This window comes from Streptomyces sp. CA-142005, from assembly GCF_050942335.1.
Taxonomy (GTDB): domain Bacteria; phylum Actinomycetota; class Actinomycetes; order Streptomycetales; family Streptomycetaceae; genus Streptomyces.
Genome location: NZ_CP192078.1, coordinates 5,399,790 through 5,423,751, shown reverse-complemented (window position 1 = coordinate 5,423,751; position 23,962 = coordinate 5,399,790). Strand labels below are relative to the sequence as shown.

At 72.8% G+C, this 23,962-nt stretch carries 23 protein-coding genes; 2 read left to right on the top strand and 21 right to left on the bottom strand.

Translation table 11 applies throughout. The features are described 5' to 3' along the window. Positions 1-28 precede the first annotated feature (28 nt). Positions 29-529 carry a GbsR/MarR family transcriptional regulator gene (locus ACQPXS_RS25435; RefSeq protein ID WP_365327854.1) on the bottom strand — a complete coding sequence of 167 codons (501 nt, stop codon included), beginning with the start codon at positions 527-529 and terminating at the stop codon, positions 29-31. Positions 530-604: 75 nt separating this feature from the next. Between ACQPXS_RS25435 and ACQPXS_RS25430 the strand changes: the two genes are divergently transcribed. Beyond that, entirely contained in the window at positions 605-1,507 is a 903-nt protein-coding gene (locus ACQPXS_RS25430) for an ABC transporter ATP-binding protein (protein WP_433451563.1), read from the top strand. Further along, positions 1,504-3,075 (top strand): ABC transporter permease, encoded by a 1,572-nt coding sequence (locus tag ACQPXS_RS25425; protein ID WP_433451561.1) that lies wholly within the window; start codon positions 1,504-1,506, stop codon positions 3,073-3,075. Before ACQPXS_RS25430 ends, ACQPXS_RS25425 begins: the two co-directional genes overlap by 4 nt. Before the next feature lie 3 nt (positions 3,076-3,078). On the opposite strand, the gene ACQPXS_RS25420 is transcribed toward ACQPXS_RS25425, so the two are convergent. From ACQPXS_RS25420 to ACQPXS_RS25325, 20 genes are all read right to left on the bottom strand, one after another. Then, complete coding sequence (locus tag ACQPXS_RS25420; RefSeq protein WP_433451560.1) at positions 3,079-3,660, bottom strand: Uma2 family endonuclease; 582 nt, start codon at positions 3,658-3,660, stop codon at positions 3,079-3,081. 87 nt (positions 3,661-3,747) lie between these two features. Then, positions 3,748-4,971, bottom strand: a complete 1,224-nt coding sequence (locus ACQPXS_RS25415; protein ID WP_433451558.1) for a cytochrome P450 — start codon at positions 4,969-4,971, stop codon at positions 3,748-3,750. A 285-nt stretch (positions 4,972-5,256) separates the two neighbouring features. After that, positions 5,257-5,922 (bottom strand): response regulator, encoded by a 666-nt coding sequence (locus ACQPXS_RS25410; protein ID WP_433451557.1) that lies wholly within the window; start codon positions 5,920-5,922, stop codon positions 5,257-5,259. Continuing rightward, complete coding sequence (locus ACQPXS_RS25405) at positions 5,919-7,256, bottom strand: sensor histidine kinase (protein ID WP_433451556.1); 1,338 nt, start codon at positions 7,254-7,256, stop codon at positions 5,919-5,921. Before ACQPXS_RS25405 ends, ACQPXS_RS25410 begins: the two co-directional genes overlap by 4 nt. 95 nt (positions 7,257-7,351) lie before the next feature. Then, positions 7,352-8,032 (bottom strand): response regulator, encoded by a 681-nt coding sequence (locus tag ACQPXS_RS25400; RefSeq protein WP_433451555.1) that lies wholly within the window; start codon positions 8,030-8,032, stop codon positions 7,352-7,354. After that, positions 8,029-9,525, bottom strand: coding sequence for a sensor histidine kinase (locus tag ACQPXS_RS25395; protein ID WP_433451554.1), 1,497 nt, complete (start codon positions 9,523-9,525; stop codon positions 8,029-8,031). Before ACQPXS_RS25395 ends, ACQPXS_RS25400 begins: the two co-directional genes overlap by 4 nt. Before the next feature lie 10 nt (positions 9,526-9,535). Further along, a complete protein-coding gene (locus ACQPXS_RS25390; RefSeq protein WP_433451553.1) occupies positions 9,536-10,771 on the bottom strand; it encodes an acyltransferase family protein in 1,236 nt (411 codons plus the stop codon). Between the two features lie 70 nt (positions 10,772-10,841). Continuing rightward, positions 10,842-12,020, bottom strand: a complete 1,179-nt coding sequence (locus tag ACQPXS_RS25385; protein ID WP_433451552.1) for an alpha/beta hydrolase — start codon at positions 12,018-12,020, stop codon at positions 10,842-10,844. A 154-nt stretch (positions 12,021-12,174) separates the two neighbouring features. After that, positions 12,175-13,077 carry an alpha/beta hydrolase gene (locus ACQPXS_RS25380; RefSeq protein ID WP_433451550.1) on the bottom strand — a complete coding sequence of 301 codons (903 nt, stop codon included), beginning with the start codon at positions 13,075-13,077 and terminating at the stop codon, positions 12,175-12,177. 212 nt (positions 13,078-13,289) lie between these two features. Beyond that, the gene (gene kynU, locus ACQPXS_RS25375) at positions 13,290-14,474 is read right to left on the bottom strand and encodes a kynureninase (protein ID WP_433451549.1); all 1,185 of its coding nucleotides are present in this window, start codon (positions 14,472-14,474) and stop codon (positions 13,290-13,292) included. Beyond that, positions 14,467-15,315 carry a tryptophan 2,3-dioxygenase family protein gene (locus ACQPXS_RS25370; RefSeq protein ID WP_351807525.1) on the bottom strand — a complete coding sequence of 283 codons (849 nt, stop codon included), beginning with the start codon at positions 15,313-15,315 and terminating at the stop codon, positions 14,467-14,469. The genes kynU and ACQPXS_RS25370 overlap by 8 nt, the downstream gene beginning before the upstream one ends. Positions 15,316-15,467: 152 nt before the next feature. Beyond that, a complete protein-coding gene (locus ACQPXS_RS25365) occupies positions 15,468-15,881 on the bottom strand; it encodes a DUF3151 domain-containing protein (RefSeq protein WP_208899685.1) in 414 nt (137 codons plus the stop codon). 140 nt (positions 15,882-16,021) lie between these two features. Further along, on the bottom strand, positions 16,022-17,476 hold the full coding sequence (locus ACQPXS_RS25360; protein ID WP_433451547.1) for an MFS transporter: 1,455 nt from the start codon (positions 17,474-17,476) through the stop codon (positions 16,022-16,024). A 68-nt stretch (positions 17,477-17,544) separates the two neighbouring features. Next, positions 17,545-18,567, bottom strand: a complete 1,023-nt coding sequence (fbaA, locus tag ACQPXS_RS25355; RefSeq protein WP_433451546.1) for a class II fructose-bisphosphate aldolase — start codon at positions 18,565-18,567, stop codon at positions 17,545-17,547. Between the two features lie 144 nt (positions 18,568-18,711). Beyond that, complete coding sequence (gene pyrE, locus ACQPXS_RS25350) at positions 18,712-19,260, bottom strand: orotate phosphoribosyltransferase (protein WP_356300279.1); 549 nt, start codon at positions 19,258-19,260, stop codon at positions 18,712-18,714. Between the two features lie 10 nt (positions 19,261-19,270). Beyond that, positions 19,271-20,059 (bottom strand): aldose 1-epimerase, encoded by a 789-nt coding sequence (locus ACQPXS_RS25345; RefSeq protein ID WP_433451544.1) that lies wholly within the window; start codon positions 20,057-20,059, stop codon positions 19,271-19,273. Positions 20,060-20,098: 39 nt separating this feature from the next. After that, positions 20,099-20,872, bottom strand: a complete 774-nt coding sequence (locus ACQPXS_RS25340; protein WP_433451543.1) for an SRPBCC domain-containing protein — start codon at positions 20,870-20,872, stop codon at positions 20,099-20,101. A 54-nt stretch (positions 20,873-20,926) separates the two neighbouring features. Further along, positions 20,927-22,564 (bottom strand): polyamine aminopropyltransferase, encoded by a 1,638-nt coding sequence (locus tag ACQPXS_RS25335; RefSeq protein WP_433451542.1) that lies wholly within the window; start codon positions 22,562-22,564, stop codon positions 20,927-20,929. A 98-nt stretch (positions 22,565-22,662) separates the two neighbouring features. Then, positions 22,663-23,187 (bottom strand): DUF2617 family protein, encoded by a 525-nt coding sequence (locus ACQPXS_RS25330; protein ID WP_433451541.1) that lies wholly within the window; start codon positions 23,185-23,187, stop codon positions 22,663-22,665. A 316-nt stretch (positions 23,188-23,503) separates the two neighbouring features. Further along, complete coding sequence (locus ACQPXS_RS25325; RefSeq protein ID WP_351807517.1) at positions 23,504-23,863, bottom strand: hypothetical protein; 360 nt, start codon at positions 23,861-23,863, stop codon at positions 23,504-23,506. Positions 23,864-23,962: the final 99 nt, after the last annotated feature.

Sequence of the window (23,962 nt, the reverse complement as noted above, 5' to 3'; positions counted from 1 at the left end):
GGTGAGGGCGAGCACGTGATCGCCGCGTTCAGCGGCCGTACTTGCGCTCCCGGTACACCCGCCAGCGTTCCATCATCTGGGCCACGTCCCTCTCCACGAACTCGAAGAAGTCCAGCGTCTCGGCGAGCCGGCGTCCCGCGGGGGTGTCGGCTCCGAGGCTGGAGACACCTTCCCGCAGGGCCTCCTCCCAGCGCTTGATGATCGCCTCGCGGTTGGTGAGCGCCTCGTACCACTGGTCGCTGTGCACCCGGTACCGCTCCCGGCGTGAGCCCGGCTCGCGTTCGCGGGAGACCAGGTGGACCTGGGCGAGATAGCGGACCGCGCCGGACACCGCGGCGGGACTGATCCGCAGTCGCTCCCCCAGCTCGGCGGAGGTCAGGGTGCCGGTGTCGGAGGCGAGGAGCGCGGCGAAGACGCGGGCCGGCATGCGCGGTACGCCCGCCTCGACCAGCTGTGCCGCGAAGTGCTCCACGAACCGCGAGACCGACTGCGGGTCCCGCTCCGGCGTTCCTGTACTCGACTCCGTCATGCCCCTCACCCTAACCGAGGGTTTCCACACTTCCTTAACTTCACAAATTTCTGAAAGAAGCGTACGTTCGGAGCCATGACGAAGGCAATCACGGTCTCCGGGCTTCACAAGTCCTTCGGCCGTACCCACGCGCTGGACGGCCTCGACCTGGACGTCGAGGCCGGTGAGGTGCACGGCTTCCTCGGCCCGAACGGCGCCGGCAAGTCGACCACGATCCGGGTGCTGCTCGGGCTGCTGCGCGCCGACACGGGCGCCGCCCAGGTGCTGGGCCACGACCCGTGGCGGGACGCGGTGGAGGTGCACCGCAGGATCGCCTACGTGCCCGGCGACGTGACCCTGTGGCGCAACCTCTCCGGCGGCGAGGTCATCGACCTCTACGGCCGCCTGCGCGGAGGACTCGACGCCCGGCGCCGCGCCGAGCTGATCGACCGCTTCGAGCTGGACCCGACCAAGAAGGGCCGCACGTACTCCAAGGGCAACCGGCAGAAGGTCGCCCTGGTCGCCGCCTTCGCCTCGGACGTGGACCTGCTGATCCTGGACGAGCCGACCTCGGGCCTGGACCCGCTGATGGAGGAGGTCTTCCAGCGCTGTGTGGAGGAGGAGCGGGAGCGCGGCCGCACGGTCCTGCTCTCCTCGCACATCCTGAGCGAGGTCGAGGAACTCTGCGACCGGGTCAGCATCATCCGCAAGGGCCGGACGGTGGAGAGCGGGTCGCTGGCCGATCTGCGGCATCTGACCCGCACCAGTGTGAGCGCCGAACTCGCCGGCCCGCCCAACGGGCTGGCCCACCTGCCGGGCGTGCACGACCTCGACGTGCAGGGCCACCGGGTCCGGCTCCAGGTGGACACCGACCAACTCGACGCCGTGCTGCGCTCGTTGACCGCTTCCGGGGTGCGCTCGCTGACCTCGACGCCGCCGACGCTGGAGGAGCTGTTCCTGCGGCACTACCAGGACGAGCCGGACGGGGTGGCGGTATGACGTGCCAACTCGCCGGCACGGGAACCCTGCTGCGGTTCGCCCTGCGCCGCGACCGCGTGCTGATCCCGGTCTGGGTCGCGGTGAACGCGCTGATGGTCCTCTCCATGCCGAAGACGCTGAAGGGCCTGTACGACACCCCGGCCGCCCGCGCCGACCTGATGCACCAGATGGCGACCAACACCTCCCTGCGCGCCATGGTCGGGCCGGTCTTCGACGACTCCATCGGTGCGCTGACGGCCTGGCGGGTCGGGGTGTACGCGGGCGCCCTCGCGGCCGTGATGAGCCTGCTCGTCGTCGTACGGCACACCCGGGACGAGGAGGAGAGCGGGCGGCAGGAGCTGTTGTCCTCCGGGATGGTGGGGCGCCGGGCCCCGCTCACGGCGGCCCTGCTGACGGCGGCCGTGGCGAACGCGGCCCTGTGCATCCTGATCGTCGCGGGGCTGGCCGGACAGGGCGCGCCGGGTGCCGTGGCCTTCGGGCTCGGGGTGGCGGGGGCCGGCATGGTCTTCGCCACGATGGCGGCGATCGTCGCCCAGCTGACGGAGAGCGCCCGGCTGGCCCGGGGGCTGACCGCGGCCGTGCTGGGCGCGGCGTTCGTGCTGCGCGCGGCGGGCGACTCGGCGTCGGACGACGGATCGTCGGCACTGACCTGGCTGTCCCCGCTGGGCTGGCTGGAGGACCTGCGCGCCTTCGCGGCCGAACGCTGGTGGGTGCTGCTGCTGTTCGTCGCCGCCGCGGCCCTCCAGGCGGTGGTCGCCTACGAGCTGGCCGGGCGACGGGACATCGGCATGAGCTTCCTGCCGACCCGGCCGGGACCGGCGGCCGGCCGCCTCGGCACGGCGGGCGCGCTGGCCTGGCGCCTGCAGCGCGGCAGCGTGCTCGGCTGGTCGACCGGCTTCTTCCTCGCCGGAGTCGTCTACGGCGGGATGACGGACGGCGCGGCCAAGCTGGTCGGTGACAACGCCAAGGCGCGGGAGATCTTCCAGCGGATGGGCGGCCAGTCGGGCCTGACGGACGCGTTCCTCGCCGCGATGGTCGGCATGCTCGGACTGGTCGCCGCGCTCTACGTCGTCTCCTCCGTGCTGCGGCTGAGCGCCGAGGAGACCTCCGGCCGGGCCGAACCGGTGCTGGCGGCGGCCGTGGGCCGGCTGCGCTGGGCCGCCGGCCACCTGATCATCGCCTTCGGCGGCTCGGCCCTGCTGATGCTCCTGGCCGGCCTGGGCTTCGCCGTCGGCTACGGCCGGCAGATCGGCCCGGTGCTGGGGGCGTGCCTGCTCCAGGTCGCCGCGGTCTGGGTCATCGGCGGGGTCGCGGTCCTGTTGTTCGGCGTCCTGCCGCGGGGCGCGGTCGCGGCGTGGGGCGTGGCCGGCGCGGTCCTGCTGATCGGCTGGATCGGCCCGGCGCTGAACGTGCCGCGGGCGGTGCTGGACCTGTCCCCGTTCGGTCATCTGCCGAAGCTGCCGGGTGGGGGGATGGAGTGGGGGCCGGTGCTGGTGCTGCTGGGGCTGGCCGCGGTGCTGGTGGCCGGCGGGCTGGCGGGCGTGCGGCGCCGTGATCTGGAGGGCTGAGGCTCAGTCGACGTACTGCTTGAAGTCCTCGGTGTCGAGTTCGATACCGACGGGGTCGGGGAGGGTGACCTTGCCGCCGAGCTTCACCATGTGGACGTCCCGGTATCCGTGCTCCGGGTCGGGATCGCTGTGCACAAGGACGGAGAGGTTGTCCCTGTCGATCAGCAGATGGACGGGGATCCCCGCCTCGGCGTAGGCGCGGGGTTTCACCACGCGGTCACGGTGGTGTGTGTCCGGGTCGAACGACGTGATCTCCAACGTCATGAGCACCCCGTCGGGGTCGGACCAGTCCCCGTGACCCGCGAAGTGCCCGAGGGGAGCGAGCACACCATCGGGCAGGACACGGCCCCCGCGCCGCGCCTCCACCTTCAGACCCCGCGCGGGGAAGAGCCCGAGCTCGGGCCGGGCCTGCATCCACAGCCGGACGAGACACATGACGAGCGTGCTGTGGTTCCCGTCGACCGCTTTTCTCAGTCCGATCCGGCCGCCGACGAACTCGAACCGGACGGTCTCGATCTCCCGCTCGGCAAAGGCGGCGATCCGCTCGAATTCCTCCACCAACAGCTGATCCGAAGTGCCCGCCATGGCCCCTTCCCCTCTCCGACGGGCACCACCTTGCCGAGTCGCCCGCGTCCACTGCTGGAGTTCGCCATGGACCAGCCGAACGGGTGATCACCCCACCTCGACGCTCAGCCCCTCCAGCCCCCGGATCACGAAGTTCGGCTTGCGCCGCGGCTCCGCCGCCAGGGTCAGTGTGGGGGCCTGCCGGAGGAGGGCCGTCATGGAGGCGGCCAGCTCGATGCGGGCCAGTGGGGCGCCGATGCAGTAGTGGATGCCGGCACTGAAGGAGATGTGCGGGTTGTCGGCGCGGGTCAGGTCCAGGCGGTCGGGGTCGGTGAAGACGGCCGGGTCGTGGTTGGCGGAGCCGAAGAGCATCGCGATCTCCGAGCCCCTCGGGATCACCGTGCCGTCGATCTCGACGTCGTCCAGCACCCAGCGTTCGAAGAGCTGGAGCGGGGTGTCATAGCGCATCAGCTCCTCGATCGCGGACGGGATCAGGGAGTGGTCGGCGCGCAGGGCGGCCAGCTGGCCGGGGTTGCGGAACAGCGCCCACCAGCCGTTCACCGTGGCGTTGACCGTGGCCTCGTGGCCGGCGTTGAGGAGCAGGACCGCCGTCGAGATCATCTCCTGTTCGGTCAGCCGGTCGTCGTCCTCGTCGTGGGCCGCGATCAGGCCGGAGACGAGGTCCTCGCCCGGCTCCTTGCGGCGGGCAGCGATCAGCTCCCGCAGGTACTCCGAGAACTCCACGGACGCCCGGACCGCCTTCGCGGCCGTCTCCTCGGAGGGGTTCAGCTCGTACATCCCGCAGATGGCCGCCGACCAGGGGCGCAGCTGCCCCCGGTCCGCCTCCGGGATGCCCAGCATCTCGGCGATCACCGCCACCGGCAACGGCTCGGCCACGTCGGTGAGCAGATCCCCGCCGCCGTTGTGGACGAGCGCCGCCACCAGGTCGTTCGCCAGGCCGTGCACATACGGCTTCAGGCGCTCGACGGTGCGCGGCGTGAACGCCTTCGACACCAGGCGCCGGATCCGGGTGTGGTCCGGCGGCTCCAGGTCGAGCATGCCGTGGTCGTTGAGCGTGTGGAACGGCTCGTGCTCCGGCGCGGGCGGGGTCCGCCCGAACTCCTCGTGCGAGAACCGGTGCTGATACGTCCGCCCCAGCCGGCGGTCCCGCAGCAGCGCCGCGACATCCGCGTGGTGCGGAACCAGCCACTGGTCGGTCGGCTCGTACCGGATCACCCGGCCCCGCGCCCGCAGCTCGGCGTAGGCCGGGTACGGGTCGGTCACGAACGCCGGATCCCAGGGGTCGAAGCTCAGATCGGTGGTGCCAGCCATGCGGGGACGCTAACGCGCCGGGCCGCGGTCTGACCAGGGGTGTTCAGGCAGACCCTCGGCGTCGCGCCGGATCTCCTGGGAGGTCTGCCGGGTGAAGCCCAGGGACACACCGGGGATCACGGGGTACTCGGGCCGGGACCGGTCGCCCCTCCCACCCCGTCCAGGGACCAGGAAGCCCGCGCCGCGTCCCGGCGCCGGACGAGCCCGGGCTCACCCCAGTCGGACACCGCCGCGGCCGCCTCGTCGAGCGTCATTCCCAACCGGAGCGGCGCGACTCCCGGCCCGTCAGCCCGGTGTCACCAGGCGCGCCTCGTACGCGAACACCGCTGCCTGGGTGCGGTCTCTGAGACCCAGTTTGACCAGGATGCGGCTCACATGGGTCTTGATCGTCGACTCCGCCACCACCAGGCGCTCGGCGATCTCCGCGTTGGACAGGCCCTGGGCGATCAGGATCAGGACCTCGGTCTCGCGTTCGGTGAGTTCGCCGTACGCCGCCTGGGCCGACGGGACCAGGCGCGGGGCGTCCGAGAGGCGGGAGAACTCCGTGAGCAGCCGCTTGGTGACCGAGGGGGCCAGCAGGGCCTCGCCCGCGGCCACCACCCTCACTCCGTCGGCCAGTTGGCGGGCGGAGGCGTCCTTCAGGAGGAAGCCGGAGGCTCCCGCGCGCAGCGCCTGGTACACGTACTCGTCCAGGTCGAAGGTCGTCAGGACCAGCACCTTCGCCGCCGCGTCCGCCGCCACGATCTCCCGGGTGGCCTCGATGCCGTTCAGCTCCGGCATGCGGATGTCCATCAGCACGACGTCCGGGGCGAGTTCACGGACCCGGTCCACCGCCTCCCTTCCGTTGACGGCCTCACCGACGACCTCGATGTCCGGCATCGCGTTCAGCAGGACGGAGAAGCCCTCGCGGACCATCATCTGGTCGTCCGCGATCAGCACGCGGATGGTCATGCGTCCCCTTCGCTCGCGGTGGCCGCCGGCACCGGCAGGAACACCGTCACCTCATAGCCCCCGTCCTCCGTCGCGGCCGCTGTCATCTCCCCGTTCAGCATCGACACGCGCTCCCGCATGCCCGTGATGCCGTGCCCCGCACCGGGAGAAGGCTTTATCAGCTGCGGTGCCGGCGGCGGGGTGTTGACTATGCGCAGGCCCAGACCGCCGAGGACATAGCCGATCTCCACCCGGGCGCTCGCTCCCGGCGCGTGCCGCAGGGTGTTGCTGAGGGCCTCCTGCACTATTCGGTACGCCGACAGCTCCACGCCCTGGGGCAGCTCCCGCACCGCGCCGGTCACCGCCTTCTCCACCGTCAGGCCGGCCTCCCGCACATTGGCGAGCAGCCCGTCGAGGTCGGCCAGGGTCGGCTGGGGGGCGTCCGGCGCCTCGTAGTCCTCCGCGCGTACGACCCCGAGGACCCGGCGCAGCTCGGTCAGGGCCGCCACCGCGTTCTCCCGGATGGTGACGAACGCCTTCTCCAGCTCCTCCGGCGGGTTCTCCACCCGGTAGGGCGCGGCTTCCGCCTGGATGGCGACCACCGACATGTGGTGGGCGACCACGTCGTGCAGCTCGCGGGCGATCGTCGTGCGCTCCTCCAGAAGAGTGCGGCGGGAGCGCTCGTGCTCGGTGACCGTCTGCTGGGCGGTCACCTCCTGCTGGGCCTGGCGGCGGATGTGCCGGAGCGAGACGGCCAGCAGGATCAGGGCCGACACGAACAGCATCGGGGTGACGTTGGAGTCGTAGCGGTGCCAGCCGAAGAGGCCCGCGGTGACGAAGCCGTAGACCGCGGTCATCACCCACATCGAGGCCGCCGTGCGCGGGCGGGTGCGCAGCGCGACGACCGTGAGCACCACCAGGTGGGACAGGAAACTGCCCGGCAGCCAGGGCCAGTCGCTGAAGTCGCCCCGGCCGATGACGGCGGCGGCCGTGCTCGCGGCCAGCGAGAACCAGAACGCCCCCACCGGTCGCGCCAGCGTCAGCAGGACCGGCGCCAGCGCCAGCAGCCCGCACAGCAGGGCGGCCGGCCCGGAGTCGAAGGAGCTCGCCATGGCGAGGGACATCGCCATCACGCCCAGCGCGGCCACCACCGCGTGCGGCAGCCAGCCCGCGGACAGCCGGCGGGTGAGCGCGCCGTCGGCGCTCCGGCGGGGCAGCGGGTCGTAGGCGAAGGCGTCCTGGAACAGGTCCTGTCGCAGCCCGCGCAAAGCGTCCGCGGCCAGCCGGAACTCCGGGCTGCGCGGCCGGCCGGCCTGGCCCGGCGGTGTCGTCTGCGTGTGCGTCGTCTGGGTCACGTACGAAACGGTAGGCGGGCGGCGGGGCGGGGTCGTCACCTTGGAGAGGGGTTCTCGGGCGTCCCCCTCAGGTACTACGGGTCGCGTGCGGGGGTTCACCGGCCGCCCGGGCGGACCACGCCGGACTCGTAGGCGAAGACCGCCGCCTGGGTGCGGTCGCGCAGGCCCAGCTTCACCAGGATGCGGCCCACGTGCGTCTTCACGGTCTGCTCGGCCACGACCAGCCGCTCGGCGATCTCCGCGTTCGACAGGCCCTGCGCGATCAGTGCCAGCACCTCCGTCTCCCGCTCGGTCAGGTCGCCGACGCGCTGCTTGAGCGGGGCCCGGCGAGTGCCGTCCATGCGGGAGAACTCGGCGATGAGACGACGGGTGACACCGGGCGCGAGCAGGGCGTCGCCCGCCGCCACGACCCGGACCGCCTCTGCCAGCTTGTCCGCGGAGGCGTCCTTGAGCAGAAAGCCGGAGGCCCCGGCCCGCAGCGCCTCGTACACGTACTCGTCCAGGTCGAACGTGGTCAGCACCAGCACCTTGATGGCGGGATGCTCGGCGGTGATCCGGCGGGTCGCCTCGATGCCGCCGAGTTCGGGCATCCGGATGTCCATCAGCACCACGTCCGGGGCCAGCTCGGCGGTCTGCCGAATCGCGTCCAGACCGTCCACCGCCTGCCCGACCACCTCGATGCCGGGCTGGGCGCCGAGCAGCACGCTGAAACCCTGCCGGACCATCTGCTGGTCGTCGGCGATGAGTACGCGGATGGGACCGGCGCCGCTCGTCATGGGTCCTGTTCTCCTGTCGGGGGCTCGGGCGGGTACGGATCGGGGGTGGAGCCGGATGGCAGCTGCCGCCGCAAGGCGGCGGGCAGGGCCAGGTCGGTCGGCACCGGGGTGCCGTCACGCAGGAGGAACGCGGTCACCCGGAAGCCGCCTCCCTGCTCCGGCCGCGCGACGACGTGACCGCCCAGCATCGCCGCCCGCTCCCGCATGCCGAGCAGACCATGACCGCCGCCCGGGGACGGCGGGGCCGGACGGCTGGGCCGGGAGTTGGTGATGTCCAGGCATATCCCGTGCGGGTGGTGGAGGACGTCCACGCCGACCCGCGCGCCCGGGGCGTGCCGCAGGACGTTGCTCAGGGCCTCCTGGACGATCCGGTACGCCGACAGCTCCACGCCCGGCGGGTAGGCCCGGGGCTCGCCCTGCACCGTCTTGACCACGTCGAGGCCGGCCGCCCTGGTGTTCTCCAGCAGGGCGTCCAGGCGCGCGAGATCCGGCTGCGGGGCGTCGGGGGCCGGACCGGTGCCGGGGGCGAAAAGCCGGTGGGTCTCCTCGGCCGTCTCGGGGTCGTCCGGGCCCTCCGACCGCAGCACCCCGAGGACCCGGCGCAGCTCGGTCAGGGCCTCCAGGGCGTTGTTGCGGATGCCGGCGAGGTTCTCCTTCAGCTCCTCGGAGGGGTTCTCCACCAGGTGCGGGGCCACCTGGGCCTGGATCGAGATCACCGACATGTGGTGCGCGACCACGTCGTGCAGCTCGCGGGCTATACGGCTGCGCTCCTCCAGGAGCGTGCGCCGGGCCCGTTCCTCGGCGGTGATCGTCGTCTGCTGGACCAGTTCGGTGCGGGCCTCGCTGCGGCTGCGCAGGGCGGCGCCGATGACGGCGGCGATCGCGAACAGGCCGACGGCGACCGTGCCTGTCGGGGAGTAGCGCAGGGCCCCTATGCCGCCTTCCACGACGGCGGTGACCAGGGCGGTCGTCACGAGCGCGGCGACCGTCCCGCGGAACCGGACACGCAGGGCGAGGAGCAGCAGGACGGCCATGTGGGCCAGCAGGACGGGGGTGGACCAGGGCCAGTTGGGGCTCGTCAGCCGAAGCGTGGGTGTCGCCATCTGCTGGCGGGCGAGCAGCGCGGTGGCGAGGGCACCGGTCAGGGACAGGACCCAGGCGGGTACCGGGCGCCAGAGGGCCAGGACGACGGCGGCGGCCTGGAGGAACGTGCTGAAGAACGCCACGGCCGGGGTGAGGCCGTAGCTGTCGGCCAGCTCCTCGCCGCCGCCGAGGACGATGCCCAGGGCGAGGTAGCCGACGAGCAGGTAGGTGAGGACGCGGACCCAGCGGTGCCGGGAGAAGGGAGGCGAGTTCGGCGAGGGGTTCTCGCCGAGCCAGGTCCGCAGGCGGCGCGCGGTGGTGCCGGGGGCGTGTGCGCGGTCGGTGGCGTGTGCGTTCTCGGGTGCCGGTGTCCTCTGGGGGTTCTCACCGTCGGCGGCCGCGGGCTTCACGAGGTCAACTCTAGGCATTGCGTGGCTTCTTCGATGGGGGCAGATGGCGGCGGACCACGGAGGACCTGCGGTTTCGGGGGCCCTGTTCGTGGTGGCGGAAGGCCGTCCGGCACAGGGCGAGGGCCAGGCCGAAGACGGGGAGCCAGGCGAGGCGGCAGGGCACCCAGCCCAGGGAGTCGGGTGAGGTGTGCAGGCCGGGGAGCCGGCCGGCCAGGAGCCCCGTGGCCGTCGTGGCCATCATGGCCGTCTGGTGCCACAGGTAGATCGTCATCGCGGACAGGTTGACCAGGGCCACGGCCGCCCAGAGCAGCGGGCGGGCCATCGCGCGGCGCAGCCGGTCGCGGAGGAGCAGGGCGAGCCCGCACTGGGCCAGTCCGAAGGTGACGGCCGCCAGGGTCGGGGGGTCGAGGTTGGAGATCCTCGCGCCGGGGACGCCGACCATGGACGCCGGGTAGCCGGCGCAGCCGACGAGGACGGCCGTGGCCGCCGTACCGCCGAGGAACAGGACCCGGGCCGCGCGGCGGCTGTCCAGCTCGCCCCGGGTCCAGGCCGCGCCCAGGGTGTACGGGACCAGCCAGCCCGCCGGGAGGTTCAGCCAGCCGAGCCAGGACGGGCCGCTGTGCAGGCCGAAGCGGAGCAGGTCCACGTGCAGGACGACGGCGAGCGGCCAGAGTGGGTTGAGGCGGGTCAGGAGCGGTGTGGCGGCCGTCAGAGCGGCGAAGACCAGCAGGAACCACAGCGGTGACAGGGCGAGCTTGACCAGGGCCTCGATCGTGGCGAGCGGGGTGCCGGTGAGGAGGAGGACGGTGGCCGCCACCGCCCACAGGCACAGGAGTGCGGCCACCGGGCGCAGGAGGCGGGTCAGGCGGGCGCGCAGCCAGGAGCCGTAGGTCTCGCCTCTGTCCCGGGCGGTGGCGAGGCTTCGACTCGCCACGTGACCGCCGACCAGGAAGAACACGGCCAGGGTCTGGAACAGCCAGGAGATCGGGGCCAGCCAGGGCATGTGCTGCAGCGGGCTCGTGGTGTGCAGCCCGCCGTCGCTCGCCACGAGTGCGGTTACCAGCCAGTGGCCCAGGACCACTCCGAGGATCGCGATCGCCCGGAGGGCGTCGACGGCCCGGTCCCGGGTGGCGGGCGCGAGGGCGTCCAGGTGGCGGGCGGATCGGGAGACGGTGTCGAGGGCTCGGCGCCATTCTTGGGTGCGGGTGCGGGTGCGGGGCGCCTTCGGCGGGGTTCGGGAGCCCACCGGCACCGCCCCTGACCGTTTCACCGTCGGCGGGGGCGTGCGGCGCGTGTGTGGTGTGCTGGTGCCGGGGTCAGGCACGGGGCACCTCCAGGAGGTCGCCGAGGGTGATTCCGGCCAGGTTGGTGAGGGAGGCCGAGCCCGGGGTGAAGTAGCCGCTGTGGTTGGCGTTGCCGGCGTTGAAGACCCGCGCGCCGAAGGCGTGGGAGACCGGGTCGGTGCCGAAGCCGGCGGTGGTGCCGAAGACGGTTGCGCTGACGTGCGGGACATGCGCGATCCAGTCCTCGCTGCCGCGGGCCGCCCAGACTCGCGCGCGGGTGTGCAGGGCCTCGGCGGAGTCCGCGCCGGTGCCGGGGCTGCCGATCAGGGCGATGTCGTCGGCGTCCAGGCCATGGGCGGCCCGGCCGCAGACGACCGTGCCGTAGGAGTGGCAGATCAGGGTGAGGTGCGCCTGCGGTTTGCTCGCGGTGCGCAGCTCGCGTACGAACGCGCGCAGGTGGGGGGCGGCTTCCTCGGCGCGGGTGGTCGTGGTCACCGTGGTGCTGACGGTGGCCGGTGTCTCGTAGCCGAGCCAGGCGACGACCGCGGTGCGGGTGCCTCGGGGCGCGCGGTGGGTGAGGTCCGTGTACAGGGCCGCGGCCGCCTTGTGGAAGCGGGCGTAGGTGTCCAGGGAGGTGTCGGAGCCGGGGACCAGGACGGCGATGTCGTCCGCGTGGGCGAGGTCGCCCAGCACCTCCGTCGCCTGGCCGGCGCCTCGGCCGTCGAAGGTGAGGAGGTGGCGGGACGAGGCGGCCAGGGCGCGGTCAGCGGCGGCGCGGTGGGTGTCGCCGTGTGCGGCGGCCATGCCGGCGGCGCGGGTGGCGTCGGCTCGGTTGGCGGCGTAGGCCGTCTGGAGGGTCGTCGCCGTGAGTGGGGGCAGGGCGGCCGGGGCCGGGGCCGGGATCTGGGGGCGGGCGGCCCCGGAGAGGGGGGCGGCTACGGCTGCGGTGAGGAGGGTGGCGAGGAGGGCGCGGCGGGCCCTGCGGTGGCGGCGGACGGGGTGCGTGCCGGCGGAGTTCGGCTGCGGGTCCGTGGGTGGGGAGCCGGCCTTCGGCCGGGTCTTCGTTCCCGTCCGCACCGCCCGTGCTGCCTTCGTCGTCGGGTGCGGGGGGCCCTCGTGGGGCGCGGTCGCCGTCGGCGGCTGCGTGTCCGTGGAGCAGGACGCGTCGTCCGTCGGTGCGTGCGGGTGTGTGGTGCGGTGGGGGTGCCCCATGGTCGGGCTTCCTTTCAGATCGCCCGGCCATCGGGCTTGTCTGACAAGGAAGTTATGGATCGGGGCGTGTCGTCGGCGTCCCGCCAGGGAGCTGTTTCGCGGGGTAGCTCTCAGGTATTACGGGTATCACCGGGGCGGACCCGGAACCCCCCTGTCACCACGCCAGTTGGGCGATCTCCTCCGCCACCACCGCGCACGCGTCCGCCGCCGGGTCGATGAGCGGGAAGTGGCCGACCTCTTCCAGCAGGGTCAGGCCCACCACCTCGCCGGCCTTCGCCGACGCGTCCGCGTACGACTCGGCCACCGCCTGCGGCACCACCAGGTCCGTGCGGCCCTGGACGAGGGTCGTCGCGATGCCGGTCGGCAGGAGCAGGACGGGGTCGGCGTAGGGACGGCGCTCACTGAAGGTGTCGTGGCCGCCCAGGAGTTGCAGGCTGGCGTTGCCGCAGACGTCCAGCTTCTCCGCCACCTCGAAGTCCGCGATCGGGGCCAGGGCCACGACACCCCGCAGGGCGGCCGGGCTGTCGGTGCGCCAGGGGCTGTCCGGGGGCAGGACGTGGCGGGCCGCCGCCCACAGCGCCAGGTGACCGCCGGCCGAGTGGCCCGTGAGCACCGTGCGGCGGGGGTCGGCCTGCGGCAGCGCCTCGCGGACCAGGGCGGGCAGCGCGTCCAGGGCGGCCGCGACGTCGTCGAAGGTGGCGGGCCAGCGACCGGCCGGAGGGGTGGTGGCGTCGCCGCCGTCACCCGTGTTCTGCCCGGGGATCAGGGGGTCGGCGCCGCGCCGGTACTCGACGTTGGCCACGGCGAAGCCCCGGCGGGCCAGGAAGTCCGCGAAGGGGGTGATGTGGCGGCGGTCGTAGCGGGCGCGCCAGGCGCCGCCGTGCAGGACCACCACCAGGGGGGCCGGCGAGTCCTGGGCGCTCCGGGGGGCGTAGAAGTCGATCACCTGGTCGGGGTGGCTGCCGTACGCGGAGGTGATGTCGGGGTCGACCGGCGGATGCGAGAAGGCCGACTCCTCTTCTGCGGCGGCGCGGGCTGCTGCGGCGTCGTCCGGCATGCTCCAACCTCTCAGCGATGGAACGCGTTTGGCGTCTGGCGGACCGGGTGGGGAATTCCCGTTCGCGTTGGCGGGACCGTATCAGGCCGGTGACATGCGCGGACATGGGGATGTCACGCAGGGTGAGGAATAAACGGTTCTGTAGGGAAAGGCCTGGGCCTGGGAGACGGGTCCCCCCTTCTCCCAGGCCCGGCCTCGGGGCTTCGGCCCCCTTACGCCAGTTCCTCGCCCAGGATCCGCGCCGCCCGCTCCGTCTCGGCGAAGGTCACGTACAGCGGGGTGAAGCCGAACCGGAGGACGTCGGGGTGGCGGAAGTCGCCCACGACGCCCCGGGCGATCAGACGCTTCATCACCTCGCCCGCGTCGTCACAGCGCAGGGCGACCTGACTGCCGCGTTCCTCGTGGCGTTCCGGGGTCACGGACTCCACGCGCCCCGGCTCGGTGTAGGCCCGCACGCACCGCAGGAAGAAGTCCGTCAGCGCGAGGGACTTGGCGCGGACGGCGGCGACGGACACCTCGTCCCAGACGTCCAGGGCCGCCTCCAGGGCCAGCATCGACAGGATGTCCGGGGTGCCCACCCGGCCGCGCAGGGCGCCCGGCGCCGGGGTGTACGACGGGCTCATGCCGAAGGGGTCGGTGTGCGAGTTCCAGCCGGGCAGCGGGGAGTCGAAGCGGGGCTGGAGCTCCCTGCGGACGTACAGGTACGCCGGGGAACCCGGGCCGCCGTTCAGGTACTTGTAGGTGCAGCCGACCGCGAGGTCGACCCCGTGCTCGTCCAGGCCCACCTCCAGCGCGCCCGCGCTGTGGCACAGGTCCCACACCGCGAGGGCACCGGCCGCGTGGATCGCGGCGGTCAGTCCCGGCAGGTCGTGCAGGCGCCCCGCGCGGTAGTCGACGTGGTTCAGCAGCACCGCCGCCGTACGGCCGCTCAGCTCCCCCGGCACCTGCGCGGGCGTCACCGCGCGCAGGGTGCGGCCGGTCAGGCGCGCGGCCGACTCGGCGATGTAGCCGTCCGTGGGGAAGGTGGTGGCGTCCACCAGGATCTCGGTGCGGTCCTCGCCCGCCATCCGCACGGCGGCCACAAGCGCCTTGAACACGTTGACGCTTGTGGAGTCGCCCACGACGATCTGCCCGGCCGCCGCGCCGACCAGCGGGGCGATCCGGTCGCCGATCCGCTCCGGCGCGGTCCACCAGCCGCTCTCCTCCCAGGAGCGGATGCGCAGTTCGCCCCACTGGCGGCGGACCACGTCGGCCACCCGGTCCGGGACGTTCGCGGGCAGCGCGCCGAGCGAGTTGCCGTCGAGGTAGATCACATCGTCGAGGACGAAACGGGAACGCAGCGGTGCGAGCTCGTCGGCCGCGTCCAGCTTCGCTGCCTCCAGGGCCGGTTCAGACATGGGACCTCGCCGTCCACAGCTCCGGGAACACGTTCTTGCGGGCGCGCTTCTCCAGCCAGGCCACGCCGGCCGAGCCGCCCGTGCCGGGCTTGGCGCCCATCGCGCGGCGGGTGGCGACCAGGTGGTCGTTGCGCCAGCGCCAGACGAGCTCGGCCACGTCGGTCAACGCCTCGCCCAGGCGGGCGAGTTCGGCGTCCTGGTCGCCGGAGTAGACCGCCGTCCAGGCCCGCTCGACCGCCTCGGAGGGCTCGTAGCGCTGGGAGACGTCGCGGCGCAGGACGGACGCGGGGATCGCGTGGCCGCGCCGGGCCAGCAGCCGCAGCACCTCGTCGTACAGGCTCGGCTCGTGCAGCGCCTTCTCCAGCTCCGCGTGCGCGCGGGGGGCGCCGCGGTGCGGTACGAGCATGGACGCGGACTTCTCGCCGAGCAGGAACTCCAGGCGCCGGTACATCGCCGACTGGAAGCCGGAGCCCTCGCCGAGGGCGGAGCGGTACGAGTTGAACTGCGCCGGGGTGAGCTGGCCGAGCGGCGTCCAGGAGGCGTTGAGGGCCTCCAGTTCCCGTACGGAACGCTTCAGCGCGGCGATCGCGGTCGGTACGTCGTCGCCGCGCAGGGCGGCGGCCGCGGTCTCCCACTCGTGGACGATGACGGTGAACCACAGCTCCATGACCTGGGTCGTGACCAGGAAGACCATCTCTCCGGGATCGTCGGAGAGGGTGTGCTGGAGGTGGGTGAGCACGTCCGCCCTGACGTAGTCCTCGTACGGCGTCGTGCCCGCGAAATCGAGATGCGGAGTCTCGGGCTCCTGAGTCTCCAAGGACTGCTGAGCCGATTGGGACATCGCTGTCTCCTGTTGTAGCTCCGGGTAGCGGTCCGCCCCTGCCGATGCCGGCACGGGGGCCCCGGTCCCCACCCGGCATCCTCCGCAATGGGCCCGGATACGGCAAGGCCCGTCCGTTGCCAGACGGGCCACACCGGTCACGTGCGTTTCGACTAGCCGAGGGTCTGGGCCGCCGTCGGGGAGGAGTCCTTCAGGAACTGCGCGCAGCGCTCGTACTCCTCCTGCTCGCCGATCGCCTGCGCGGCGCGGGCGAGGGCGTGCAGGGCGCGCAGGAAGCCGCGGTTGGGCTCGTGCTCCCAGGGGACCGGGCCGTGGCCCTTCCAGCCGTTGCGGCGCAGGGCGTCCAGGCCGCGGTGGTAGCCGGTACGGGCGTAGGCGTACGACTCCACGACCGCGCCGCGCTCGAACGCCTCGTCGGCCAGCTGGGCCCAGGCGAGGGAGGAGGTGGGGTACTTGGCGGCGACGTCCGCGGGAGCGGTGCCGGCCGCGAGCTGTTCGCGGGGCTCGGGGTCGTCGGGGAGGTGGGTGGGGGGCGGACCGCCGAGGAGGTTTTCGTGAATCGTCATGGGGTCCAGTCTGCCGCTCCCGCCCACCGGTTTCCTGCCCGGTGTCCTGTGCCGGCGTCATGTGCGGCCGGCGCGTGCCGGTCCGTGCCCCTGAGCTGCCGGGCGGGGTCGGGCCGCTGCTCGCCGGGCGGTGCCCGCGCCTACCCCCTCCGCTCCCCCTCCAGCGGCGGAGCCGTCACGCAGCCGTGTACCTGGCATTCCGGGCGGCGGCACTCGGGAGGCAGGCGGCGCACCAGGGTGAAGGCCAGCAGGGACCCGGCCACCAGCACCCCCGCGCAGATCGGCATCGCACGGTCGAACGCGGCGTCGAACGCCGTGGGCGACCGGTACGCGTCCGGGCCCATGCCCGCGAGCAGGGGCAGCGCGGCGACCGCGATCAGGCCCGCCGCCCTCGCCGCCGCGTTGTTGATGCCGCTGGCCAGACCGGCCCGCGCGGTGTCCACGGAGGCGAGCACCGTCGCCGTCAGGGGGGCCACGAGGGTCACCATCCCCGCGCCCATGACCAGGAGGGCCGGGAGGACGTCGGTGAGATAGTCGGCGCCCTTGCCCACCCGGAGCATCAGCAGCATCGCCGCCGCGCAGAGGAGAGGGCCGACCGTCAGGGGCAGGCGCGGGCCCGTGCGGTCCGCCAGGGCGCCCGAGCGGGCGGAGAAGAGGAGCATCAGGGCCGTCGTCGGCAGCAGGGCCGTACCGGCCTGCAGGGGCGAGTAGCCCGACACCACCTGCAGTTGGAGCGCGGTGAGGAAGAAGAAGCCGCCGAACGCCGCGTACACACAGAGGGTGACCAGGTTGACCGCCGTGAACTGGCGCGAGGAGAAGATGTCCGGCGGGAGCATCGGGTCCGGGCGGTGTCGCTCCACCTGTACGAAGGCCACCGCCGCCGCCACACCGGCCAACCCGGTCAGCGCCACCACCAGGGAGCCCGATCTCGCCTCGATCAGCGCGTACGTCAGCAGGGCCAGGGCCAGGGCGCCCAGCGCCGCGCCGAGGACGTCGAAGCGGGCGTGCTTGCCGCCGTCCCGCGACTCCGGGACGTGCCGCAGCGCCACCGGCACGCACAGCAGCGCCAGCGGGACGTTCAGCAGGAACACCCAGCGCCAGCCGGGGCCGGCCACCAGCCACCCGCCCAGGAACGGGCCGACCGCCGCGCCGATCCCGCCGAAGCCGGACCAGAGGCCGACGGCCCGGCTGCGGTCGTCGCGGTGGAAGGACGACTGGATGATCGCCAGCGAGCCGGGGGTCAGGAGCGCGCCGCCGATGCCCTGCAGGGCCCGCGCGGCGATGAGCATGCCCGCGTTCAGGGCCAGGCCGCACAGCAACGACGCCGCGGCGAACCACACCACGCCCAGCATGAAGATCTTCCGCCGGCCGTAGTGGTCGCCCAGCGAGCCCCCCAGCAGGATCAGCCCGGCCAGCGTGACCATGTACGCGTTGACCGTCCACTGCAGGGCGGACAGGCTCGCGCCCAGGTCGTCGCCGATGCGCGGGAGCGCCACGTTGACGACGGTCGAGTCCAGCAGCGCCATGCTGGAGCCGAGAACGGTGGTGAACAGGATCCACTTGCCCTGGGGCGAGGCCAGCCGGACGTCGGGCATGCCCCAGGTATACAGCGGCCCGGCGGCCGAGAACAGCCGCCGGGCCCGCCGCGGAACGGACGTACCGCTTACTTGATCTTGTTGCCCGCCGAGCGCAGGTTCTGCGTGGCCTCGACGACACGCGCGGCCATGCTCGCCTCGGCCAGCTTGCCCCAGGTGCGCGGGTCGTAGGCCTTCTTGTTGCCGACCTCGCCGTCGACCTTCAGGACGCCGTCGTAGTTCTGGAACATGTGCGCGGCGACCGGACGGGTGAAGGCGTACTGGGTGTCCGTGTCGATGTTCATCTTCACCACACCGTTGTCCAGCGCGGTCAGGATCTCCTGCTCGGTGGAGCCGGAGCCGCCGTGGAAGACGAAGTCGAAGGGGGAGGCCTTGCCGAACTTGGCGGCCACGCCCTCGTTCAGCTCCTTCAGCAGCTCGGGGCGCAGGACGACGTTGCCCGGCTTGTAGACGCCGTGCACGTTGCCGAAGGAGGCGGCCAGCAGGTAGCGGCCCTTCTCGCCCAGGCCCAGGGCCTCGGCGGTGCGGATCGCGTCCTCGACCGTGGTGTAGAGGGAGTCGTTGATCTCGTGCGAGACGCCGTCCTCCTCGCCGCCGGTCGGGGTGATCTCCACCTCCAGGATGATGTTGGCGGCGCGGGTGCGCTCCAGCAGCTCCTGGGCGATGGCGAGGTTGTCGGCGAGGGTCTCGGCGGAGCCGTCCCACATGTGGGACTGGAACAGCGGGTTCCGGCCGGCCTTCACGCGCTCCTCGGAGACCGCGATCAGCGGGCGTACGTACCCGTCGAGCTTGTCCTTCGGGCAGTGGTCGGTGTGCAGCGCGATGTTGACCGGGTACTTCTCGGCGAGGATGTGCGCGTACTCGGCGAGCGCGACCGCGCCGGTGACCATGTCCTTGCTGTACTGGCCGCCGAGGAACTCGGCACCACCGGTCGAGATCTGGACGATGCCGTCGCTCTCCGCCTCCGCGAAGCCGCGCAGCGCCGCGTTCAGGGTCTGGCTCGAGGTGACGTTGATGGCCGGGTAGGCGAACTTGCCTGCCTTCGCCCGGTCGAGCATCTCGTTGTAGACCTCGGGGGTTGCGATGGGCATCTGTCCGCTCCTTGTGTTGCGGGTTGGGGTTGTGCGTTACGGCCCTGACCTAGACCTGAGGGTTTCGACGCCGTCGTCGTCCCCATCTTTCCAGACATGGACCGATGGTCCATGCGCCGGTCAAGTCCAGGTCACTACGCGTCGTCAGTCCAGACCCAGTTCATCCTTCGAGAAGGCGAACCGGTACGGAACACCCGCGCCGGCTTCGATCTTCTCGGCGGCGCCGGTCGCGCGGTCCACGATGGTCGCCACGGCGACGACCTCGGCGCCGGCCTCGCGCACGGCCTCCACGGCGGTCAGCGGGGAGCCGCCGGTGGTGGAGGTGTCCTCGACGACGAGCACCCGGCGGCCCGCGATGTCCGGGCCCTCCACGCGCCGCTGCAGCCCGTGCGCCTTCGCGGCCTTGCGGACGACGAACGCGTCGAGCCGCTTCCCGCGCGCCGCGGCGGCGTGCAGCATGGCGGCCGCGACCGGGTCGGCGCCCATGGTCAGACCGCCCACCGCGTCGAACTCCAGGTCCGCGGTGAGATCCAGGAGCACCTGACCGACCAGCGGGGCGGCCTCGCCGTCGAGGGTGATGCGGCGCAGGTCGACGTAGTAGTCGGCCTCCAGACCCGAGGAGAGGGTCACCTTGCCGTGCACCACGGCCTTGTCCTTGATCTGCTGCAGCAGCGCGCCGCGTACGTCCGTCATGCCGACCAGCTTAAAGGCGCCGCCAGCTCCAGGTCGTCGTCGCCTCCAGCGGCTCCAGCGGGGTGACCAGGCGCGGGAGGGTGTTCAGGCCGTTGGGCGGGCCGGTCTGCGGCTCCACGCACACGGCCTCGGCCTGCTCGTCGTAGACGACCACCCACTCCTCGCGGCTGGCCACCTTCAGCTGGAGCTGTGCGGGCCAGGTGAGGGTGACGTCGACGCCGCCGGGCATGCCGAAGCAGTCGTCCCAGGGGCCGGGCCTGGGGTCGATCCGGTTGCCGGTGGGCAGATGGTCGTCCCCGCGCTCCTCCTGCCAGGCGGGCTTGAAGTCGACCGTGACGTCCTCGCCGCCCAGGTTGCGGTTGAACCAGGGGTGCCAGCCGATCTGCGCCGGGAAGGAGTCGTCCCGCGCCTCCACCGACATGGTCAGCGTCAGACCGTCCTCGGCGAGCGTGACGACGTGGGTGACGCGGCCGGGGTGCGGCCAGGGGTCGACCAGGTCGTACGTGATCACCGCCTCGTTCTCCGAGACGCGCGCGGTGCGCCAGGCGCCGTCGCGGGTGGTGCCGTGGATGGCGTGGGGCGGGGAGTTGAGCGGCATCTGGCGGACGGTGCCGCCGTCCAGGAAGCGGCCGTCGCGGATACGGCCGCACCAGGGCACCATGGGGAAACACCCGTAGCGTTCGCCTTGCCGGAGCAGTTCCGTGCCGTTGATCCGCAGTCCGCTGATACGGCCGCCGTTGGCGGGGCTGACGCGTACGTCCGCTTCACCTGCGGTCAGCGTGATGTCTTCGTTACTCACGGGACGACAGTACTGGGGGGAGACCGGGGTTCATCGCGCTCAGCGGCGTTTGCGCAGTGCCCTGCTCACGACGATCGCCGACGCCACCACCAGTGCCGCCGCCGGCGCCGCCCAGCGCAGTGCCGATGTCGCCGTCACCGTCTGGGGTGCCGGGACTGGTGCGTAGCGGCCCCGCGGTGGCGCGTGGTCGACCTCCTCCGCGCTGCGGCCGATCATCGTGCGGCGGGCGTGGGCGGCCTCGGCGGGGGGCTCGCCGGTGTCGGCGAAGTCCTCGGCGAGGCGGTCGGCCGCCGGGTCCAGGGACGGCGGCGGGATCTCGGTGTCGAAGACCGAGGTGTGTTCGGTCCCGGGTTCCGGTGCCTGCTCCTGCCCCTCCTCCGCATCCGCCGCGGGCTCCACCGTCGCCAGGTTCTCCACGAAACGGTTCAGCAGGCGGGCCGCCGCCGCGTCCACCGCGTCCGGCGGGAGTTCCGCGATACGGCCGTCCGCGTTCGCCGTGCCCTCGACGGTGACCGTCGTACCGCCCTCGGCCTCCGCGAGGCGCAGGGTGAGGGCGAGTTTCACGGCGCCGGTGCCGCGGGCCTCGGTGGCGTCGGCCTCGACGGCGTACGTGCCGTCGGCGCGGGCGGCCACCCGTGCCGTACCCCGGTAGGTGACGGAGTGTCCTTGGACGCGGAGCTTGAGGCGTCCGGCGACGGGTTCGGCACCGGCGTCCTGTTGCAGGCCGGGCAGCGCGCGGGCGATGCGCGCGGGGTCGGCGAGGGCGGCTCTGAGCGGCTCGGGCGGGACCGGGACGAAGACCAGGTGCTCCATGTCCGGTGAGCCTACCCAGCCGTGACCGGAATTCACCCTCACCTGACCGGCTCGTCAGTACCGCGGATGCACCAGCGTGGACGCGGGCAGCCGCCCGATCCGGGTGCGTTGCGCCGCCCGCGCGTCCGCCGTCAGTTCCGCCTGCGTCAGGGGGTGCGACCGCCCGGTGGTCAGTCGCAGCGGTGGCGGGGTGGTCCCCGGGGTCGCGAGCAGGAAGGCCCAGTCGTGCGGGGCCCCGGACGCGCCCGCCGAGCGGTCGGGGCCGGCCGGGAAGCCGGAGTCGTGGCCGAGGACCCGGTAGGCGGAGCCGGCGAGGCCGGCGGCGCGCAGGGTCGCGGCGACCGTCCAGAAGACGCGGGGGCGGGTGGTGACGGAGCCGGCGTGGACGACGAGCCGGCCGCCGGGGGCGAGGACGCGGCGGGCCAGGCCGTAGAACTCCTGGGAGTAGAGCTTGGTGCTGGCGGTGATGCAAGGGTCGGGGAGGTCGGCGATCACCACGTCGTACCGGGAGCGGGGCGCGCCGCGCAGCCAGCCCAGGGCGTCGGCGGTGGTGGGGTGGACGCGGGGGTCGTCGTAGACGTGGTGGTTGGCGGCGGCGAGACCGGGGTCGTGGCGGGCCAGGCGGAGCAGGCCGGGATCGAGTTCGACGACGTCGACCCGGCGCACCCCGGGCCGGCGCAGCACCTCGCGGGCGGCCAGCCCGTCGCCGCCGCCGAGGATCAGCACGCGCGCGTGCGGGCCGCCGGACATGGCCGGGTGGACGAGGGCCTCGTGGTAGCGGCGTTCGTCGCGGCCGCCGACGCGGAGCCGGCCGTCGAGGAAGAGGTCGAGGGGCTCGCCGCCGGTGCCGCCGGCGAGGACGACCTCCTGGACGTCGGTCTGTTCGGCGACCCGGACGTCCTTGCCGTAGACGGCGTGCCGGGCGGCGCGTTCGAACTCGTCGGCGAGGGCCGCGGCGGAGGCGAGGACGCCGAGGACGGCGAGTCCGGCGAGGAGCAGGGTCCAGCGTGCCCGGCGGGTGAGGTCGCGGCGGAAGAGCCCGAGGACCAGGGCGCCGCCGGCCACCACGTTGACCGTGCCGGTGAACAGCGCGCCCGTCAACTGGCCCAGGACCGGCAGGAGAAGGAAGGGGAAGGCCAGGCCGCCGACGAGCGCGCCGACGTAGTCCGCCGCGAACAGGTCGGCCACCGCGCCGCCCGCGTCCTGGTGCCGGATGCGCTGGATCAGCTCCATCAGCAGCGGGACTTCGGCGCCGATGAGCAGGCCGATGGCGAGGGAGAAGGCGACCAGCAGGCAGCGGGGGCCCTCGGCCCACACCCCGCCCCAGCCGCCGGTCCAGGCGAAGACGGCGTACAGCGCCATCGCGCTGCAGCCGCCGATCAGCGCGAGGGCGGTCTCGATGGCGCCGAAGCCGGCTGCCGCGTGCCAGCGCAGCCGCTTGGCGCCGAGGGAGCCGACGCCCATCGCGAACACCATCACGGACAGCACGACGGAGGCCTGGGTGACCGAGTCGCCCATCAAGTACGAGGCGAACGCGACCAGTTCGAGTTCGTACACGAGTCCGCAGGCCGCGCATACGAAGACACACACGAGGACCAGGAACCGCCCGGTGCCGGGCCGGACGGGCAGCCGTGCGGGGGCTGTCCAGGACGGCGGGCAGCCCGGGGGCGCGGGGGCGTGCGGTTCGATCACTCTGCGACGTTACGTCACACGCCAGGTACGCTTCGTCACCCACACGTGTGGATCTGGGGGCAGTTGACGTCTGGTGGGTTTATCTCCGGGCGGGCTGCTCAGTTCAGTTGTGCGGTCGGCACGCGCACGCCGACCCGAGTCCGGGTGGCCACCAACTGCCCGTCCTGCGGGTAGGCGTGCCAGGTGCGCCAGTGCACCTGGCCCTCGTGGCGCTGGGCCAGCAACGCGGTGAAGGCGTGCGGGCTGCCCGGGAAGACACCGGCGAGGCCGTGCGGATGGTCGGAGACGAGGGCCAGCAACTCCTGCGCGCGGCCCGCGAACGAGCCGGGGGTGAGCACCTCGACGCGAGCGGCGAACTCGTACTCCCAGTCGCCGACCCGCTTGGCGACGCCGAGCGGCAGCGGGGTGCTGGAGCCGGGGATGCAGGCGACGGTCTCCGAACAGCGGCCGCCCTCCTCGTCCAGCAACACCTGGTGGGACGCGCCGAGCAGTCTCAACTGCAGCTTGGCCCCGGCGAGTTCCAGGTCGAGCGTGGCGAGGGCCGGCAGCGGCTCGCGTCCCAGGGCCCAGGCCAGGTCGGCCGCACGCGTATCGGTGTAGGAGGTGTTCAGGGTCGTGAGCATGGGTCGGCTCCGCTAACACGCGATGAGGGGGAGATCGGCCACGTCAGCCCAGCCGGCTCGGCCGGGGCGGGAGTCTCAGGAGCGTCCGGGGGCTGCATTGGCGATTTATAGGGAATCATGAACAGAGGCACCCCCACAGCGTTTTTACCCAACTTCGTGGGGTTTCCATCCCTCAGAGGGCTCCACAGTTCAACTGTTCAACCAAGGCGTGCGCCTGGCGCGGGAATCGAACGGCGAGCGCCCGCCGGCTGTTTCGCCCGGCGGGCGCCCGGATGCGGCCCGGATACGGTTCCCCCGAAGGCTCGGCCGCCCCCTGTCAGTTGCCTCCCCCGCATCCGCCCCCGCCGCCGCACGACGAACCCCCGCCACAGGACGAACCTCCACCACAGGAGGAGTGGCCTCCGCAGGAGTGGCCGCCACCGCAGGAGTGACCGCCGTGGTGCCCCCCGTGGTGGCCGCCCGACGAGCCGGAGTCGATGCCGCCCGCCCACCAGCTACGGCTGTCGTCGTACGCCGAGGACGAAGAAGAAGACGATGCGCGGTACGACCGGGACCTGCCGCGGCCGCTCTTGCCGAGCGACACCTTGCGCTGCCGGTTCCCGGTCCGCGCGCCCGCCAGCGCCGTGAGGGCCACGAACGCGGCCACGACCAGGATGAAGATGATGCCGGCGATCACGGCGTCACCCTCCTTCCGTTCCCCCGAAGCGGCCCCCCGTGGACCGCGGTGACCGGCAGATGCCCGGCCGCCCGGGGGCGCAAAGCAGAGTTGAGGAAC